Below are 15,720 nucleotides of genomic sequence, written 5' to 3'. Positions count from 1 at the left end.
AAAGGAGGAGAAAAACAATTCTTTTATATAGCCCCATGCTTTTCATTTTTTTAAGAAATTATCTACATTAACCCCATTGTCAGGGTCATGCTTTAATTTTTACATGGGATAGCAACATGGTTTTTTGCTTATACTGCAAGTAGAGTGAGATAAGTTGAATTTTTCGTCATATTAGCCCCAGTATACAAAAATTTTGGCTCTCATATACTATAGCAGGGGAAGGGGTGATATGGGAGATGAATCAATGTCTCTCAATAGGTGCCACCCAGCATATTGATTTATTGAAGGCTCGGCTTGGCAGAGAATTACATCTTGCTGAGGGTGATTATATTCGGGTAAATCTAAAAGAAAAGCCTGCAGGCAATATCACATTTCTCTCTTGTGACTTCAATGGAACTTTGCGGGGAGGGCGACAGTCCAATGACGAACTTTTATTCCGGCATTTTGTGGCGGATATTATATCCGATATCATCTTAAATCATTGGGAGAAAGCCATTGTGGCTGAAATTGTCCGGGAAAATTACTATTATTTTAACGATGAAGAGAAGAAGATTATTTCCCAATATTCCAGCAACTATATTAATGGTGAAAAAATGCTCCATGGCCAAATGGACCGGTTGGATCGAAAAAGTTTTATTATCCGGCGACTGGTAGAATTCCTGAGACAAAACGATAGTATCGTCATCGACGGCTTTATCCGCTTTAGATTAAAGGAATACATTAACGATCTGAAAGAAGCCGTTGACCAGGCCGTTGACGACTTCTTAATGGAAAGAGAATACCGGGAGTTCATTCAACTGTTAAAATATTTTGTCGAGATTCAGGATCCCAAAGTAGAATTGGTCAATGTCCTGGTGAATGCTCAGGGGGCCTATAAGCTTTACGACGAAAAACATAATGCCATCAGCAGTGAGTTTCTGGAAGGCTATATCCTGGATGTCATTGATAACGAGATCAATTACGAGGATCTGCTTATCAGTGCTTTAATCACCATCGCCCCTAATAAAATAGTTTTCCATGGCACCTCGCCCAATAAACCGGACAACACCCTGGAAACCATAAAGCATGTTTTTACAGGCCGGGTATTGGAATGCAGCGGCTGCAAATTATGCCAAAACCAGCAGCAGTAACGGTGTTAAACCGGCTCTAGATTGAAAATAAACAACGGAATTTTTTTTGAAAGGCTTCCGGTTCAGATACGGAAGCCTTCTTACATTCTGTTTTATTGCACCTCAATAAACAATCTGGTATAGTTAATGACATTGATTGATAAAGTGGAGGTGAAGCAATTGGATTGGTGGGCTGCCTTATCGATACCGGTCATCAGTGCCTTCATTGGATGGATCACCAATTTAATTGCCGTTAAAGCAATTTTTAAACCCTATGAGCCTTTGCGAATTCCCGGTCTTCCCTGGGGCATTCAAGGCGTTGTGCCCAAAAGGAGAGCCGAACTGGCGAAAAGCATCGGAGAAATTGTTGAACAGGAATTGGTGAAGGTTGACGATCTCCTGCAGCAAATGAAGTCTCCGGAAATACTGGACCGCATAACCCATTCAGCCAATGAGTCAATTCGTTGTATGATTATTGAGCGCATTCCCTCCTGGGTGCCCAATACCGTAAGAGGGGTTATTCTTGAAATGATGGGGGACATGCTGGATAAGCAAATGCCTCAGGTGGTACGCCAAATCATGGAAGAGTCCGGCGGGGGTGCTCTCGGGGAGAAAATAAAGCTGGCCCAATTGGTGGAAGAACGGCTGAATGCCTACGATATCAAACAGATTGAAGCGTTGATTTTAAAGGTTGCCTCCAGGGAATTAAAACATATCGAGCTGCTGGGCGGTGTACTGGGTTTTATCATTGGCTTGGTCCAGGTGGCCATTGTTTACCTGTCAACTTGACTTTTTTGAATCCGTTCACTATAATGAAAAATAATTTATATTTGGCTATGAAGGGGAAAAGTAAGCCGGTACGATCGTTCAGAGAGGGAGAGCCATAGGCTGTAAGCTCTTCCCGGTACAGCAGGCTGAAAGACCACCCCGGAGCTGTTTGCTGAAAATCAAGTAAGCAAACCGGATGACACCGTTATCGTCCTTGAAGGTGGGAGAATTGGATTTTCTCCAACCAGGGTGGAACCGCGGATATGAACCCGTCCCTGTATTGATCAGGGACGGGTTTTTAGTATTTTTAAGCCGAAAGGAGATAGAACCATGGTAAAGATTACCTTAAAAGATGGCTCTGTTAGAGAATACCCGGCGGGTACGACGGTTTTAGAGATGGCAAAAAGTATCAGCCAGGGACTGGCCCGGGAAGTTTTGGCCGGGAAGGTGAATGGCAGGCTGGTGGACCTCAATTATCCCCTGGAAGAGGACGCGGCCTTGGAACTGCTGACCTTTAACGACCCGGAAGGGCAGAATATCTACCGGCACAGCACCGCCCACGTCATGGCCCAGGCGGTAAAACGACTGTTTCCGGAGGCCAAATTGGCCATTGGACCGGCCATTCAGGACGGCTTCTACTATGATTTTGATGTAGCCACGCCCTTTACTCCGGCCCAGTTGGAGCAAATTGAGGGGGAAATGAATAAAATTATTAAGGAAGACATCCCCTTTGAACGGGTACAGATTTCCCGGGCGGAGGCGCTGGAACGCTTTAATAAAAGCGGGGAAATTTACAAAGTGGAACTGGTCAATGACCTGCCGGAGGACGCCGTCATTTCCTGCTATCATCAGGGAGACTTTGTGGATCTCTGTGCAGGACCTCATGTACCTTCCACCGGTCGTTTGAAAAGCGTAAAGCTGATGAATCTTGCCGGGGCTTACTGGCGCGGCAGCGAGAAAAATAAAATGCTGCAGCGCATCTATGGCACCTCTTTCCCCAAAAAATCCCTTCTGGACGAGCATTTGTTCCGCCTGGAGGAAGCCAAACGCAGAGATCACCGGAAGCTGGGGCAGGAGCTGGAGCTTTTCAGCATTCAGGAGGAAGGACCCGGGTTTCCCTTCTTTCATCCCAAGGGGATGGTTTTGCGCAATGAGCTGGAGAATTTTTGGCGGCTGCAGCACAAGCGCCGCGGTTACCAGGAAATTCGCACCCCCATTATTCTGAACCGGGAATTGTGGGAACAATCCGGGCACTGGGATCACTATAAGGAAAACATGTATTTCACCAAAATCGATGATGGGGATTACGCCGTTAAGCCCATGAACTGCCCGGGAAGCATTCTGGTCTATAAGGCAAAAATGCACAGCTACCGGGATTTACCCCTGCGCTGGTGTGAATTGGGCCTGGTGCATCGTCATGAGCTCTCCGGTGTGCTGCACGGTTTAATGCGGGTACGCTGCTTTACCCAGGACGACGCTCATATCTTTATGCTGCCCAGTCAAATCAAGGATGAGATCATAGGGGTTATTGATCTGTTTGAAGATTTTTATAAGACCTTTGGCCTTGGCTACAGTGTGGAATTATCCACCCGCCCGGAAAAATCCATGGGTTCCGACGAGGATTGGGAACTGGCCACCAATTCCCTGCGGCAGGCCCTGGAGAGCCAAGAGCTGCCTTATAAAGTCAATGAGGGAGACGGCGCTTTTTACGGCCCCAAAATTGACTTCCATCTGACCGACAGCCTTGGACGGACCTGGCAGTGCGGGACCATTCAACTGGATTTCCAAATGCCCGAAAGGTTTGATCTTACTTATGTGGGTGAGGACGGGCAGAAGCACCGGCCGGTGATGATTCACCGGGTGGTCTTCGGCAGCATCGAAAGGTTCATTGGCGTTTTGACCGAACATTTTGCGGGGGCTTTTCCGGTTTGGCTGGCGCCGGTGCAGGTGAAAGTAATGCCCATTACCGAAAGGCAGCATCCGTATGCCGGAGAAGTGCTTAAGCGGCTGGAAGCCCTGGATATCCGGGCGGAACTGGACGCCCGCAATGAAAAGATCAACTACAAAATCAGAGAGGCCCAGACCCAAAAAGTACCCTATATGCTGGTGATTGGCGACCGGGAAATGGACAACAAGGCGGTGGCGGTTCGCCAGAGAGGCAAAGGCGATACCGGGGCGGTGGCCCTGGAGGAATTCATCAAGACCATTCAAAAGGACATTGAAAATAAAACGATTTTCTAAAAAACAAAGCCTGCGCTACCAAGCAAAGCTTAAACAGACAAATTGTTGACTGAGCAGGCAAAGTATGGTACAATGACAACGTTGTAAAATTATATAACTTAAGCAGAAGCATCCGCTTCTCACCTTACGCCCAAGGCTAGTAGGGTTCGATAGTATACAATAAGCTGTCTTATTGTAGTGTGTCTGATTTTTAGCGGGTGTATGCCCGCTTTTATTATTGCACAAAAAAACTCTGGAGGTGATTTGGTATTTCCAAAGATCAGCGCATCAATGAAGAAATTCGGGCCCGGGAAGTTCGGGTGGTAGATGCCGATAATAACCAGCTTGGGATTATGCCTGCCAAAGAGGCCCTTCGTCTGGCCGAGGAACGGCAACTGGACCTGGTTGAAGTTGCACCTATGGCGAAACCGCCGGTTTGCCGTATTATGGATTTTGGCAAGTTTAAATACGAGCAAAGCAAGCGTGAAAAGGAAGCCAAGAAAAAGCAGCGCATTATTCAGGTAAAAGAAGTGAAGCTCCGTCCCCGCATTGAAGACCACGACTATCAAGTCAAGGCTAAAAATGCCGAACGTTTCTTAAAAGACGGGGATAAAGTAAAAGTTACTATTATGTTCCGGGGCCGGGAAATCGTTCATACCCAATTAGGACATAAACTACTCATTCGACTTGCTGAGGACTTAAAAGATCTTTGTACCGTTGAAAGACAGCCGAAGCTTGAGGGGAAAAATATGATTATGATCTTAGCACCTAAAAATGAGAAACAGGACTAGAAAGGAGTTGCCCTAATGCCTAAAATTAAAACCCACCGCGGGGCTGCTAAAAGATTTAAAAAGACTGCCACCGGTAAAATCCGTGGCTGGCATGCCTTCCACAGCCATATCCTTGGTAAGAAAACAGCCAAGCGCAAACGGACTCTGCGTAAATCCTTAATCATCAGCGAAGCGGATGCCGGTCGTCTGCGCAGATTGTTGCCCTATTAATCCCTAGTATCGATTTGTTCACATAGAAGGAGGTAATCATCATGCCACGGGCTAAAAGCAGTGTGGTTTCCCGTAATCGACATAGAAAAATTTTAAAGCTGGCCAAGGGCTACAGAGGTTCCCGCAGCAAGCTGTTCAGAGTAGCCAATCAGGCGGTTATGAAAGCCCTGTTTTATGCTTACAGGGATCGCCGCCAGAAAAAACGCGATTTCCGCAAACTTTGGATCGCTCGTATCAATGCCGCCACCCGTATGAATGGATTGTCCTACAGCCGTTTTATCAACGGACTGAAAAAAGCCGGTGTGGAGGTCAACCGTAAAATGCTGGCGGATCTGGCCGTTCATGACGCTCAGGCCTTTAGCCAGTTGGTGCAGGTGGCTAAGCAAAACCTGGCCTAACAGCGGGTATAAAATAAGTTTATGGTTTTAAACTAAAGCATGGTTCAAAGGACCATGCTTTTTCTATTTTACCCCTAGCAAAATCTTTGGGATTTGCTATAATTTATCCGTTGATAAAAGTGGAAGAAGGCGAGAGTCGTTGCAAATAATAACCGGGTTTTTTCGTCATCCGCCGCGGGTGCTGGTTGCAGGGTTTGCCCTTGTTATACTGACCGGTGCTTTATTGCTGAGCCTGCCCCTTGCTTCGGCCTCCGGACAGCCCACAGATTTTCTCACGGCCCTTTTCACGGCCACCTCCGCCGTGTGTGTAACCGGGCTGGTAGTGGTGGATACCGGAACCTACTGGAGCAGTTTCGGGCATCTGGTGATTATTGCACTGATCCAGGTGGGCGGTCTGGGCTTTGTGGTTATGGCGGTATTGTTCTGGCTGCTGATGGGACGCCGGGTCACCTTCCGGGAACGCCTGCTGATTCAAGAATCCCTTAACGTCATTGATCTCAGCGGCCTGGTACGGCTGGTGAAAAAGATTATCCTATTGACCTTTTCAATCCAGGCGGTTATTGCCCTTTTGCTGATGCTGCGCTGGGTACCCGAACTGGGCTTAGGGAAGGGCATATGGTTTGGGCTTTTTCATGGAATTTCTGCCTTTAATAACGCGGGCTTTGACCTGTTTGGCCAGTTTCGCAGTCTGACGGGATATGTCAACGACCCCATTGTAAATATTGCCATCGGTGTGGCGATTATTCTGGGGAGCATCGGTTTTACTGTAATCTTTGATCTGCTCAATTTTCGCAAAAGAAGGAGACTATCCCTTCATACTAAGTTTACTCTGGTGATGACAGCTTTGCTGCTGCTGGTTGGAGTAGGGATTATCTTTCTTTTGGAATTGAACAACACCCTGGCTTCCTTAAGTCCCGGCGGAAAATTGCTGGCTAGCTGGTTTCAGTCCGTCAGTCCCCGCACGGCGGGGTATAATACCCTGGATATAGCCGCCCTCCGTCCGGCAACCTTATTTTTTCTGATCATCATGATGTTTATTGGGGGGTCTCCGGGTTCCACCGCAGGCGGTATCAAGACAACCACCTTTGGCATGCTGGGATTGACGGTTCTTTCCCTGGCCAGAGGAAAAGAAGATGCTGAGCTGTTTGGCCGGAGAATTCCCAAAGACCAGATCTATAAAGGATTGGGCATCTTGTTGATTGCCATTAGCTGGATTGTTTTTGCAACCTTGCTGCTGAGTATTTCTGAAAAGGCGGATTTCCTGGTGGTCATGTTTGAAGTGGTTTCCGCCTATGGTACGGCAGGGTTATCTGCAGGGTTAACTCCGGAATTATCTCCCTTTGGACAAGTTATTATTATATTCACCATGTTTTTGGGACGCCTGGGCCCTCTGACCATTACCTTTGCCCTGGCTGCCCGCCAGCTTCGCAAACAGCACCTTCGTTACCCGGAAGAACGGATTATTATCGGTTAGGAGGCTTGAAATTCAATGAAACAATTTGCCGTTATCGGCCTTGGGCGCTTTGGCACCAGTGTGGCGGTGACTCTGACCAAAATGGGGTACGAGGTTTTGGCTTTGGATAATGATGAAGAGCGGGTCAACGGCATCATTGATGAGGTGACCCATGCGGTGCAGATCGACGCCCTGGATGAGCATGCTTTAAAGGCGGTGGGAATCCGCAATTTCGATGTAGTGGTGGTAGCTATCGGTCAGGAGGTGCAGGCCAGTATCCTGGTTACGGTCATCCTGAAAGAAATGGGCGTTAAAAAGGTGGTGGCCAAAGCTCAGAACGAACTGCACGGCAAGGTTCTGGAACGGGTGGGAGCCGATAAAGTGGTCTTTCCGGAAAGGGATATGGGCGTAAAGGTGGCCCATGGTCTGGTTTCCAAAAACATTATGGATCAAATCTCCCTGTCCCCGGAATACAGCCTGGTGGAGATGGCGGCCCCGCCCCAATTTGTAAATAAGAGTCTGGAGCAATCCGGCGCCCGGCAGAAATACGGGGTCAGCATTCTGGCCATACGCAAAGGGAAGGATATGATTATCTCCCCCGGCGCCAGCCAGGTGATTCATGAGGGGGATGTGCTGGTGGTTATTGGCAAAAGCGAAAAACTGCAGATGTTTGATACCGTAGAGATATGATGATTACTGCTGCGCAAAATCCAAAAATAAAATATATCCGCCGGTTAGCCCAACGGGGGTTCCGGCAGAAAGAAAAAAAGTTTCTGGTGGAAGGGGTTCGCCTGGTGGAAGAGGCTTTCGCCAGCGGCTGGCGTCTGGAAAGTTTTGTCTACACGCCGGAGGCCCTTCAATTGGATCGGAGTGCACAACTGCTGAGGGAGGCGGAGAACCGCTGCCAGCAGGTGTTGCAGGTTACTCCCGGGATTATGGCGGAAATCTCCGATACCGAGACCCCTCAGGGGATTCTGGCGGTGCTGTGGCAGCCGGAATATGCCCTGGCCGATGTCCTGCCGCCGGGCCAAATCCCCCTGGTGGTGGTGGTAGACAGGGTGCAGGATCCGGGCAATCTGGGCACCATTATCCGTTCAGCGGACGCCGCCGGAGCCACCGGAGTGATCTTGTTAAAGGGCACGGTGGATCTATACAATCCCAAGACCCTGCGCTCCACTATGGGCTCCCTGTTTCATCTGCCGGTGGTTCCCGGAGAGGAGGCTGCCAACGTTTTGCAGTACCTTGCCTTGGCGGGGGTGACCCTTATCCTGGGAGACCCTTCCGGAAGCACGCCCATAGATCATATCAATTTGCAGCAGGCGGTGGCGCTGGTGGTGGGTAACGAAGGAGCCGGACCCGGCAACGAGGCTCTGCAGTTTAAGCATAGCAAAGCCACCATTCCCATGCCGGGGCGCGCCGAATCCTTAAATGTCGCCATGGCAGCCTCCATTATGCTTTATGAGGCCGTGCGTCAGAGGGCATAAAATTCAGAAACTTTCTTGTTTTGAGCGGGGCTCTATGATATAATCAGTGTCGAAAGGTCCCCAAAAAAGCAGGAAAGGTCGTGGTTACATGCTGTTAACCGCCGAATTTTTTTGGAGGCTGTTCGAAGCAACGGGTTCAGTAAATGCCTATATGTTATACAGAAAACTGGCTCTTCATTAAGCTATAATTCTATATACCAGCGTGATGATGGGGAAGAGTACGGCGGGATTATTCTTTTCAGGGAGAGAGGGTTGTGACTGAGAACCCTCTTAAAGAAAACTGTCGGAAGTTCGCCCCGGAACTGCAATCTGAACGTATGGCCAAACATATCAGTAGGTGTTGCCGGCTCTTCTGCCGTTATCTGGAAGATGGATAAACCGAGGTTTATTCTTTAGAGTGGTTCTATACGGTTATGGTCTGGAACAATTTGGGTGGTACCGCGGAAAAAATTCCGTCCCTGTTTTAGGGACGGTTTTTTATTTTATACTGCAAAGCAGGAGGATTAAGATGGAGGAACGTTTAAGACAACTGGCCCAGGAAGCCTTAAAAGCTCTGGAAGAGGTCAATACACCCGATGAATTGAATGATCTGCGGGTTAAGTACCTGGGTAAAAAAGGTGAGGTAACCCAGGTTCTGCGGGGCATGGGCGCCCTGTCTGCCGAAGAGCGGCCCCGCATTGGCCAGATTGCCAATGAAGTGAGAGAAGAAATTGAAACTGCCCTGGAAGGCCGCAATCATCAGATGAAGGAAGCCCAGAAAGCTTTGAAGCTGGCTTCTGAAAATCTGGACGTCACCTTGCCGGGCATCCGCTTTCATTTGGGAAAACTGCACCCCCTGACTCAGGTATTAGAGGAAATTGAAAATATCTTTTTGGGACTGGGCTTCCAGATTGCGGAAGGCCCGGAAGTGGAACTGGATTATTATAATTTTGAGGCTTTGAATTTACCCAAGGACCACCCGGCCCGGGATATGCAGGATACCTTTTTTATCAATCCCGAAGTGCTGCTTAGAACGCATACCTCCCCGGTTCAGGTAAGAACCATGGAAAAAACCGTGCCCCAGGTGCCGGTAAAAATCATCTGCCCGGGACGGGTTTACCGCCGGGACGATGACGCCACCCATTCTCCCATGTTTCATCAGGTGGAAGGCCTGGTGGTGGATCAACACATCACCATGGGGGATTTGAAAGGGGTGCTGGCTGCCTTTGCCCGTAAGATGTTCGGCCCGGATACCCGGACCCGTTTCCGCCCCAGTTATTTCCCCTTTACCGAGCCCAGCGCGGAAGTGGATATCTCCTGCTTTAACTGCAAGGGCAGCGGCTGCCGGGTTTGCAAGGGCAGCGGCTGGCTGGAGATTTTAGGCTCCGGCATGGTCCATCCCCGGGTACTGGAAATGTCCGGCTATAACCCGGAGGAAGTGACGGGCTTTGCCTTCGGCATGGGGGTTGAACGGATTGCCATGTTGAAATACGGCATTGATGATCTCCGCATGTTATTTGATAATGACTTGCGTTTTCTGGCACAGTTCTAAGAAAAATTCGGGAGGTTAACCTAAAAATGCGTGTTTCCTACAACTGGTTAAAGGATTATGTGGATATCACCGTCTCCCCCCAGGAACTGGCGGACCGTCTGACCCTGGCGGGTCTTACGGTGGATACGGTGGAAGAACTGGGAGCGGGTCTGGAGAATATTGTCACCGGCTGCATCCTGAAAATTGAACGGCACCCCAATGCAGATAAACTGGTGGTTTGTACGGTGGATGTGGGGCAGGAGGAGCCCCTGCAAATTGTCACCGGCGCCACCAACGTCCGGGAAGGGCATAAGGTGCCCTCGGCCCTGGAAGGGGCTAAACTGGCCAAAGGCCTGCAAATTAAGCGTTCCAAGCTGCGGGGCGTTGAGTCCAGGGGCATGCTTTGCTCCGGCCAGGAACTGGGCATGGAAGCCAAGCTGATGTCGGCGGAAATGGCCAGCGGCATCTTAATCCTGCCCGATGAGGTTCCGGTGGGACTGGATGCCAGAGAAGTCCTGGGTTTAAATGATTTTGTTCTGGAACTGGATCTCACCCCCAACCGCGGGGACGCCTTGTGCCTTATAGGCGTAGCCAGGGATGTGGCCGCCATTTTGAAAACCGAACTGAAGGTGCCTGCTCCCAAGTTTGATGAGAGCGGGGAAAAGGCCGAAGACCTGGCCAAAGTGGACATTCTGGATGCGGATTTGTGCCGGCGTTATGTGGCCCGGATTATTAAGGGGGTCCAAATGGGACCTTCCCCCATGTGGCTCCAGAACCGTCTGCGGGCGGCGGGCATTCGGCCCATCAGCAATATTGTGGATGTGACCAATTATGTCATGCTGGAACTGGGCCAACCCCTGCATGCCTTTGACTATAACGCCCTGAAAAACCATCATATTATCGTCCGGCGGGCCCAGGACCAGGAAAAAATCGTTTCCCTGGACGGAGTGGAGCGTCTCTTAAATCCCGATATGCTGGCCATTACCGATGAAAACGGACCGGTGGCTGTGGCCGGGGTTATGGGCGGGCTGGACAGCGAAGTGACTGAGAACACCGTGGATGTGCTGATCGAAGCGGCTTATTTCCACCCCATCAATATCCGCCGCACCTCCAAAGCGCTGGGCTTGCGCTCGGAATCTTCCCTGCGCTTTGAAAAGGGAATCGACATCAACGGCTGCAGGAGGGCTGCGGACCGGGCGGTGGAATTGATCCAGCAATTGGCCGGCGGAACCATCGCTTCCGGAGCGGTGGATAATTTCCCGGCGCCCATCACCGAAAAGACCATCCAACTAAGGTTTGCCCGGGTGCAGTGGGTACTGGGAATCGACATTTCCAGAGAAGAAATCGTGAATATCCTGGAGCGGCTGCAATTCAGGGTTCAGGCCAACGCTGAGGACCTGCTGGTCACCGTGCCGGCTTTCCGGCCGGATATTACCCGGGAAATTGATTTGATTGAAGAAGTAGCCCGGCTCTACGGCTATAACCAAATTCCCGACACCCTTCCCTTTGGGGCTTCCACCCAGGGAGCCCGCACCGCGGATCAGGAATTAACCTGGGACGCCAAGCGGGTTATGACCACCTGCGGTTTTCAGGAAGTGGTCACCTACAGCTTTGTTCATCCCAGGGTCTTTGATTTGATGAACCTTCCGGCAGACAGTCGGTTCCGCAAGGCGGTACGGCTGCAAAATCCTCTCAGTGAGGAACAGTCGGTCATGCGCACCGTGTTGGTGCCCAATCTGCTGGAGGTCCTGCAGCGGAACCATAACCGGCGGGCCCAGGGTGGAGCGGTCTTTGAGGTGGGACGGGTGTTCTACCCGGTGGAAGGGCAGCCCCTGCCGGAGGAAGTGCCGGTTTTAGCCGCAGTGGCCCTGGGCAGTACGCCCAAGACCTGGAACCAGCCTTCCCGGCCCCTGGATTTCTTTTTCATCAAAGGAGTTGCCGAGCAGTTGCTGGATACCTTGGGTTTGGTGGGAGCAGAGTTCAACCGCCACCAGGACCCCAGTTTTCATCCGGGACGCTGCGCCAAAATTGAAATACAAGGGGAACTGCTGGGGGTTTTGGGAGAATTGCACCCCAATGTGGTGGAGAACTACGAACTGCCCGGCCGCGTCATGGCATTAAAAATCGATTTGCAAGTGCTGGCAGGGTACCCCCGGCCGGTTAAACAATACCGGAGTCTGCTCAAGTTCCCGGCGGTGGAGCGGGATTTGGCGGTGCTGGTGAAGCAGGAGGTAGCGGTGGCCCATATGTTGACCATCATTCAAAAGGCCGGCGGAGACCTGCTGCGCAGCGTGGAAATCTTTGATTTGTACCAGGGCTCCCAGGTACCGGAAGGATTTAAAAGCGTTGCTTTCAGCATGAAATTTCAGGCCGAGGACCGCACCCTGACCGACCAGGAAGTGGCGGACAAAATGCAGCGGATTGCCCGTTCCCTGTCGGCCCAGACCGGAGCGGAGTTAAGAAAATAAACCCTTTAAAGGCCCGGAGCACATGCTTCGGGCCTTTACGGATGGCCGATCAAAAGTATCCCGGTAATGACCGAGGCCATTCCCAGCAGCTTATAAAGGGTAAAATGCTCTCCCAGAAAGAGAACCGACAGGAGGATGACCAGTACATAGCCCAGACTGACCATGGGGTAGGCCAGGCTTAATTCCGTGGTACTCAGCACCTTAATCCAGGTTACCATGCTGGAGGCGTACAGGAAGGCTCCTGCCAGCACCCAGGGGTTGCTGAAGGTCCGGATTAGGGTGCCGGACAACTGGGGCAGGGCGAAGGTCAGGGGATATAACTGGGAAGCTCCGATTTTAAGCAAAAGCTGTCCAACGGCGCCCAAGGACACCGACAGCAATAAAAGCAGAGGGGGAAAAGACAAGCCGTTACACCACCTTCCTAAAAGAGAAGCTGAGGATTAGTATGTCCTTCCGGAGCACCCATTATTTACCGGTATTTTTGTGATCTTAATTAGGAAAGGGTTTGCTAATCATTGTAATATTTGGGGTAAATAGAGAAGAAAGAGGCAGGATTTTCTATAAGAAAGGCGAAATCCTTTAAAAGGAAAAGAAACAGGGGTGACGTGTATGTCCACAGAGCCGAGCAGGGTGGAAGTCGAAATATACGGTGAGTACTACACCTTAAAGGGCCAGGAAGCCCCGGAATATATGATGCTGGTTGCTCAGCAGGTGAATAAAAAAATGACCGAGATCGGTCAGAGAAACTCCAGGTTGTCTTTAAATAAGTTAGCCGTTTTAACGGCCATTAATTTGGCTGATGAATTACTGAAGCTCCAGGAGCAATACAACAACCTGCTTCAGATGATGGATCCTGAAAAAATGGACTGATCCTGATAACTCATGAGCATTCATGAGTTTTATTTACTTTTATTTACTTTTGTATGGAATGAATGCAATGAGAAATGGCTAATCTGGAAAATATAGTGGTAAGATGGAAACGGAGTCGTTGGGCATGCAGAATATTGAAGTGGCTTGGATTTTCGTGGAACTGGCCGACTTGTTGGAGTTAAAGGGTGAAGATTTTTTCAAAATCCGGGCTTATCGCCGGGCTGCCAGGGCCATTGCTAATCTGGACACGCCTTTGGAGGAGTTAAAGCAAAGGGGTCTGGTGGGAAAGATACCCGGCATTGGTAAAGCCATTGAGGCAAAAATTAAAGAAATCATAGAAACGGGAAAGCTGTCAAAGCACCAGGAATTGCTGCGGGAGATCCCTCCGGGTGTTTTGGAAATCAAGAAACTTCCGGGTATCGGCCCCAACCGGGCCAGAATTTTACACCGGGAACTGGGCGTAACCGGCCTGGATGAATTGGCACAAGCCGCCAAGGAGCGGAGGGTGCGGGTGCTAAAGGGCTTCAGCGCCAAAATGGAATGGGAGATTTTAAACGGCATCGGCATGATGCGCAACCGTCACGACCGGGTCCTGCTTTCGGTAGCCCGGGAACTGGCCGAAGAACTGACGGAATTTATTAAAATTCTGCCGGGAGTGCGGCAGGTGGCGGTGGCGGGAAGCACCCGCCGCTGGAAGGAAACCGTGGGGGATCTGGATTTGGTGATTGCGGCGGAAGAGGCCGAAGCCCTGCTGAACGCCCTGGCCACCCACCCCCGGGTGAAAGAAATCATTGACCGGCAGGAAAAACGCCTCCGGGTCTATACCTGGTGGGGGCTGGCCGTGGATTTTCAAGTGGTGCCGCCCGGAGAGTTTTTGTACTGCCTGCACCGCAGTACGGGATCCAAAGGCCATTACCAGCGCCTGCAGGAAATCGCGGAGGAGCAGGGGCTGCAATTAAATCACCATGGAATGGGGAAACAAGGGGAAGCCCCTATTCTTCTTAATACGGAAGAGGAAATTTACTCGTCTCTGGGAATGAATTATGTGGCTCCGGAGTTAAGGGAAAACCAGAGGGAAGTGGAAGCAGCCCTAAAGGGAGATTTGCCGCAATTAATCCAAGTGGGAGATATTCGGGGCGATTTGCACATCCATACCACCTGGAGCGATTCCGCCATGGATTTGCAGGAGGTGGTCAAAAGATGCCGGGAGAAGGGTTATTCCTATGCGGCCATCACCGACCACTCCCAGTCTTTGAAAATCGCCAACGGGCTGGACTGCCATCGTCTGGAGCAGCAGCACCGGATGATTGAGGAAATGAACCGCGAATTTGACGATTTTACACTGCTGACCGGAGTGGAAATGGATATTCTTCCCAATGGGGACCTGGATTACCCCGACGAGATACTGGAACCCATGGATGTGGTCATTGCCTCGGTCCATACGGGTTTTAAACAAAACCGGCGGGATATGACCCGGCGCATCTGTCGGGCCATGGAAAACGAGCATGTGGATATGATCGCCCACATGACCGGGCGGCTGTTGGGACGCCGGGGACCCTATGAGCTGGATGTGGAGGCTTTACTGGAAATGGCGGCAAAAACCGCTACCGTTCTGGAAATCAACGCTTCACCGGACCGCCTGGATCTCAGCGACCGGCATGCCAAGGCGGCGAAAGAAGCCGGGGCGAAACTGTGTATTAATACCGACGCCCATGATTTAAGAAGACTGGATGAAATGGTTTACGGCGTTGCCCAGGCCCGCCGGGCCTGGCTGACGCCGGAGGATGTTATTAACACACTGGAAATTGAGAAACTTCGTGAGGTGCTGCGTTAAAATGCAACCACTGCCGGAAGAATTTTACAACCGTGAAACCACCCGGGTGGCCAGGGAACTCCTGGGACACCTGCTGGTTCATCATACCGCCCAAGGAACCACTCTGGGCAAAATTGTGGAGACCGAGGCTTATCTGCAGGGAGATCCGGCCTGTCACGCAGCCAAGAAAATGACGCCCCGCAACCGGGTTATGTTTGGCCCGCCGGGCCGGGCCTACGTTTACTTTACCTACGGCATGCACTACTGTTTTAACGTAGTTACCAATGCCGAAGGAGTGGGGGAGGCGGTTCTGATCAGAGCCCTGGAACCCCTGGAGGGGTTGGAGTTAATGATCAAACGCCGGGGGCGGCCGAAACCGGAGGAACTTTGTTCCGGCCCGGCACGGCTGGTTCAGGCCATGGGGATTACCAAGGAACATAATCAATGTATTTTAACCCAGGGATCTCTTTTCATTGCTCCATCCCTGGAACCGCCCCCGGATATTGTGACCACCACCCGAATCGGCATTAAAGAGGGCGTTGATCTGCCTTTAAGATTTTACATTCAGGGAAATAAGTTTATTTCCAGAAAATAATATAGTGGAAAGACAAACTGTTGAAAAGAGA

At 50.7% G+C, this 15,720-nt stretch carries 16 protein-coding genes and 3 other annotated features; of the genes, 15 read left to right on the top strand and 1 reads right to left on the bottom strand.

The window, feature by feature from the left end:
- Positions 1 to 236: 236 nt before the first annotated feature.
- The 12 genes from ytxC to pheT all read left to right on the top strand — a co-directional run bounded on the left by ytxC (position 237) and on the right by pheT (position 12,411).
- Positions 237 to 1,130, top strand: coding sequence for a putative sporulation protein YtxC (gene ytxC, locus DESRU_RS12565; RefSeq protein ID WP_041275409.1), 894 nt, complete (start codon positions 237 to 239; stop codon positions 1,128 to 1,130).
- 126 nt (positions 1,131 to 1,256) lie between these two features.
- Entirely contained in the window at positions 1,257 to 1,898 is a 642-nt protein-coding gene (locus DESRU_RS12560; RefSeq protein WP_238446293.1) for a DUF445 domain-containing protein, read from the top strand.
- 38 nt (positions 1,899 to 1,936) lie between these two features.
- Positions 1,937 to 2,157 (top strand) — a binding site (T-box leader).
- Between the two features lie 50 nt (positions 2,158 to 2,207).
- On the top strand, positions 2,208 to 4,118 hold the full coding sequence (gene thrS, locus DESRU_RS12555) for a threonine--tRNA ligase (RefSeq protein ID WP_013842464.1): 1,911 nt from the start codon (positions 2,208 to 2,210) through the stop codon (positions 4,116 to 4,118).
- Positions 4,119 to 4,212: 94 nt separating this feature from the next.
- Positions 4,213 to 4,341, top strand: a sequence feature (ribosomal protein L20 leader region).
- Between the two features lie 25 nt (positions 4,342 to 4,366).
- A complete protein-coding gene (gene infC / locus DESRU_RS12550) occupies positions 4,367 to 4,888 on the top strand; it encodes a translation initiation factor IF-3 (protein ID WP_081462013.1) in 522 nt (173 codons plus the stop codon).
- 15 nt (positions 4,889 to 4,903) lie between these two features.
- On the top strand, positions 4,904 to 5,098 hold the full coding sequence (gene rpmI / locus DESRU_RS12545; RefSeq protein ID WP_013842462.1) for a 50S ribosomal protein L35: 195 nt from the start codon (positions 4,904 to 4,906) through the stop codon (positions 5,096 to 5,098).
- A 41-nt stretch (positions 5,099 to 5,139) separates the two neighbouring features.
- Positions 5,140 to 5,496: a 50S ribosomal protein L20 gene (gene rplT, locus DESRU_RS12540; protein WP_013842461.1), complete on the top strand. Its 357-nt coding sequence runs from the start codon at positions 5,140 to 5,142 to the stop codon at positions 5,494 to 5,496.
- 139 nt (positions 5,497 to 5,635) lie between these two features.
- Complete coding sequence (locus DESRU_RS12535; RefSeq protein WP_013842460.1) at positions 5,636 to 6,970, top strand: TrkH family potassium uptake protein; 1,335 nt, start codon at positions 5,636 to 5,638, stop codon at positions 6,968 to 6,970.
- A gap of 15 nt (positions 6,971 to 6,985) precedes the next feature.
- Positions 6,986 to 7,639 carry a potassium channel family protein gene (locus tag DESRU_RS12530; RefSeq protein WP_013842459.1) on the top strand — a complete coding sequence of 218 codons (654 nt, stop codon included), beginning with the start codon at positions 6,986 to 6,988 and terminating at the stop codon, positions 7,637 to 7,639.
- On the top strand, positions 7,636 to 8,433 hold the full coding sequence (locus DESRU_RS12525; protein WP_013842458.1) for a TrmH family RNA methyltransferase: 798 nt from the start codon (positions 7,636 to 7,638) through the stop codon (positions 8,431 to 8,433). The genes DESRU_RS12530 and DESRU_RS12525 overlap by 4 nt, the downstream gene beginning before the upstream one ends.
- A gap of 88 nt (positions 8,434 to 8,521) precedes the next feature.
- Positions 8,522 to 8,614: a YqzL family protein gene (locus tag DESRU_RS21795; protein ID WP_143758783.1), complete on the top strand. Its 93-nt coding sequence runs from the start codon at positions 8,522 to 8,524 to the stop codon at positions 8,612 to 8,614.
- A gap of 15 nt (positions 8,615 to 8,629) precedes the next feature.
- Positions 8,630 to 8,896, top strand: a binding site (T-box leader).
- A 45-nt stretch (positions 8,897 to 8,941) separates the two neighbouring features.
- Positions 8,942 to 9,964, top strand: a complete 1,023-nt coding sequence (pheS, locus tag DESRU_RS12520) for a phenylalanine--tRNA ligase subunit alpha (protein WP_013842457.1) — start codon at positions 8,942 to 8,944, stop codon at positions 9,962 to 9,964.
- A 26-nt stretch (positions 9,965 to 9,990) separates the two neighbouring features.
- Positions 9,991 to 12,411 (top strand): phenylalanine--tRNA ligase subunit beta, encoded by a 2,421-nt coding sequence (pheT, locus tag DESRU_RS12515; protein ID WP_013842456.1) that lies wholly within the window; start codon positions 9,991 to 9,993, stop codon positions 12,409 to 12,411.
- A gap of 35 nt (positions 12,412 to 12,446) precedes the next feature.
- On the opposite strand, the gene DESRU_RS12510 is transcribed toward pheT, so the two are convergent.
- Positions 12,447 to 12,815, bottom strand: a complete 369-nt coding sequence (locus tag DESRU_RS12510) for an EamA family transporter (RefSeq protein ID WP_013842455.1) — start codon at positions 12,813 to 12,815, stop codon at positions 12,447 to 12,449.
- Positions 12,816 to 13,020: 205 nt separating this feature from the next.
- On the opposite strand from DESRU_RS12510, the gene zapA reads away from it, so the two are divergent.
- From zapA to DESRU_RS12495, 3 genes are all read left to right on the top strand, one after another.
- Positions 13,021 to 13,281 (top strand): cell division protein ZapA, encoded by a 261-nt coding sequence (gene zapA, locus DESRU_RS12505; protein ID WP_013842454.1) that lies wholly within the window; start codon positions 13,021 to 13,023, stop codon positions 13,279 to 13,281.
- Positions 13,282 to 13,405: 124 nt separating this feature from the next.
- Positions 13,406 to 15,115 carry a DNA polymerase/3'-5' exonuclease PolX gene (gene polX, locus DESRU_RS12500; RefSeq protein ID WP_013842453.1) on the top strand — a complete coding sequence of 570 codons (1,710 nt, stop codon included), beginning with the start codon at positions 13,406 to 13,408 and terminating at the stop codon, positions 15,113 to 15,115.
- A 1-nt stretch (position 15,116) separates the two neighbouring features.
- Positions 15,117 to 15,689 carry a DNA-3-methyladenine glycosylase gene (locus DESRU_RS12495; RefSeq protein WP_013842452.1) on the top strand — a complete coding sequence of 191 codons (573 nt, stop codon included), beginning with the start codon at positions 15,117 to 15,119 and terminating at the stop codon, positions 15,687 to 15,689.
- The last annotated feature ends 31 nt before the right edge of the window (positions 15,690 to 15,720 follow it).

Origin of the sequence: Desulforamulus ruminis DSM 2154 (assembly GCF_000215085.1) — a bacterium.
Taxonomy (GTDB): Bacteria; Bacillota; Desulfotomaculia; order Desulfotomaculales; family Desulfotomaculaceae; genus Desulfotomaculum; species Desulfotomaculum ruminis.
The sequence above is the reverse complement of the archived record's forward strand: the minus strand, read 5'-3'. Positions and strand labels throughout refer to the sequence as shown.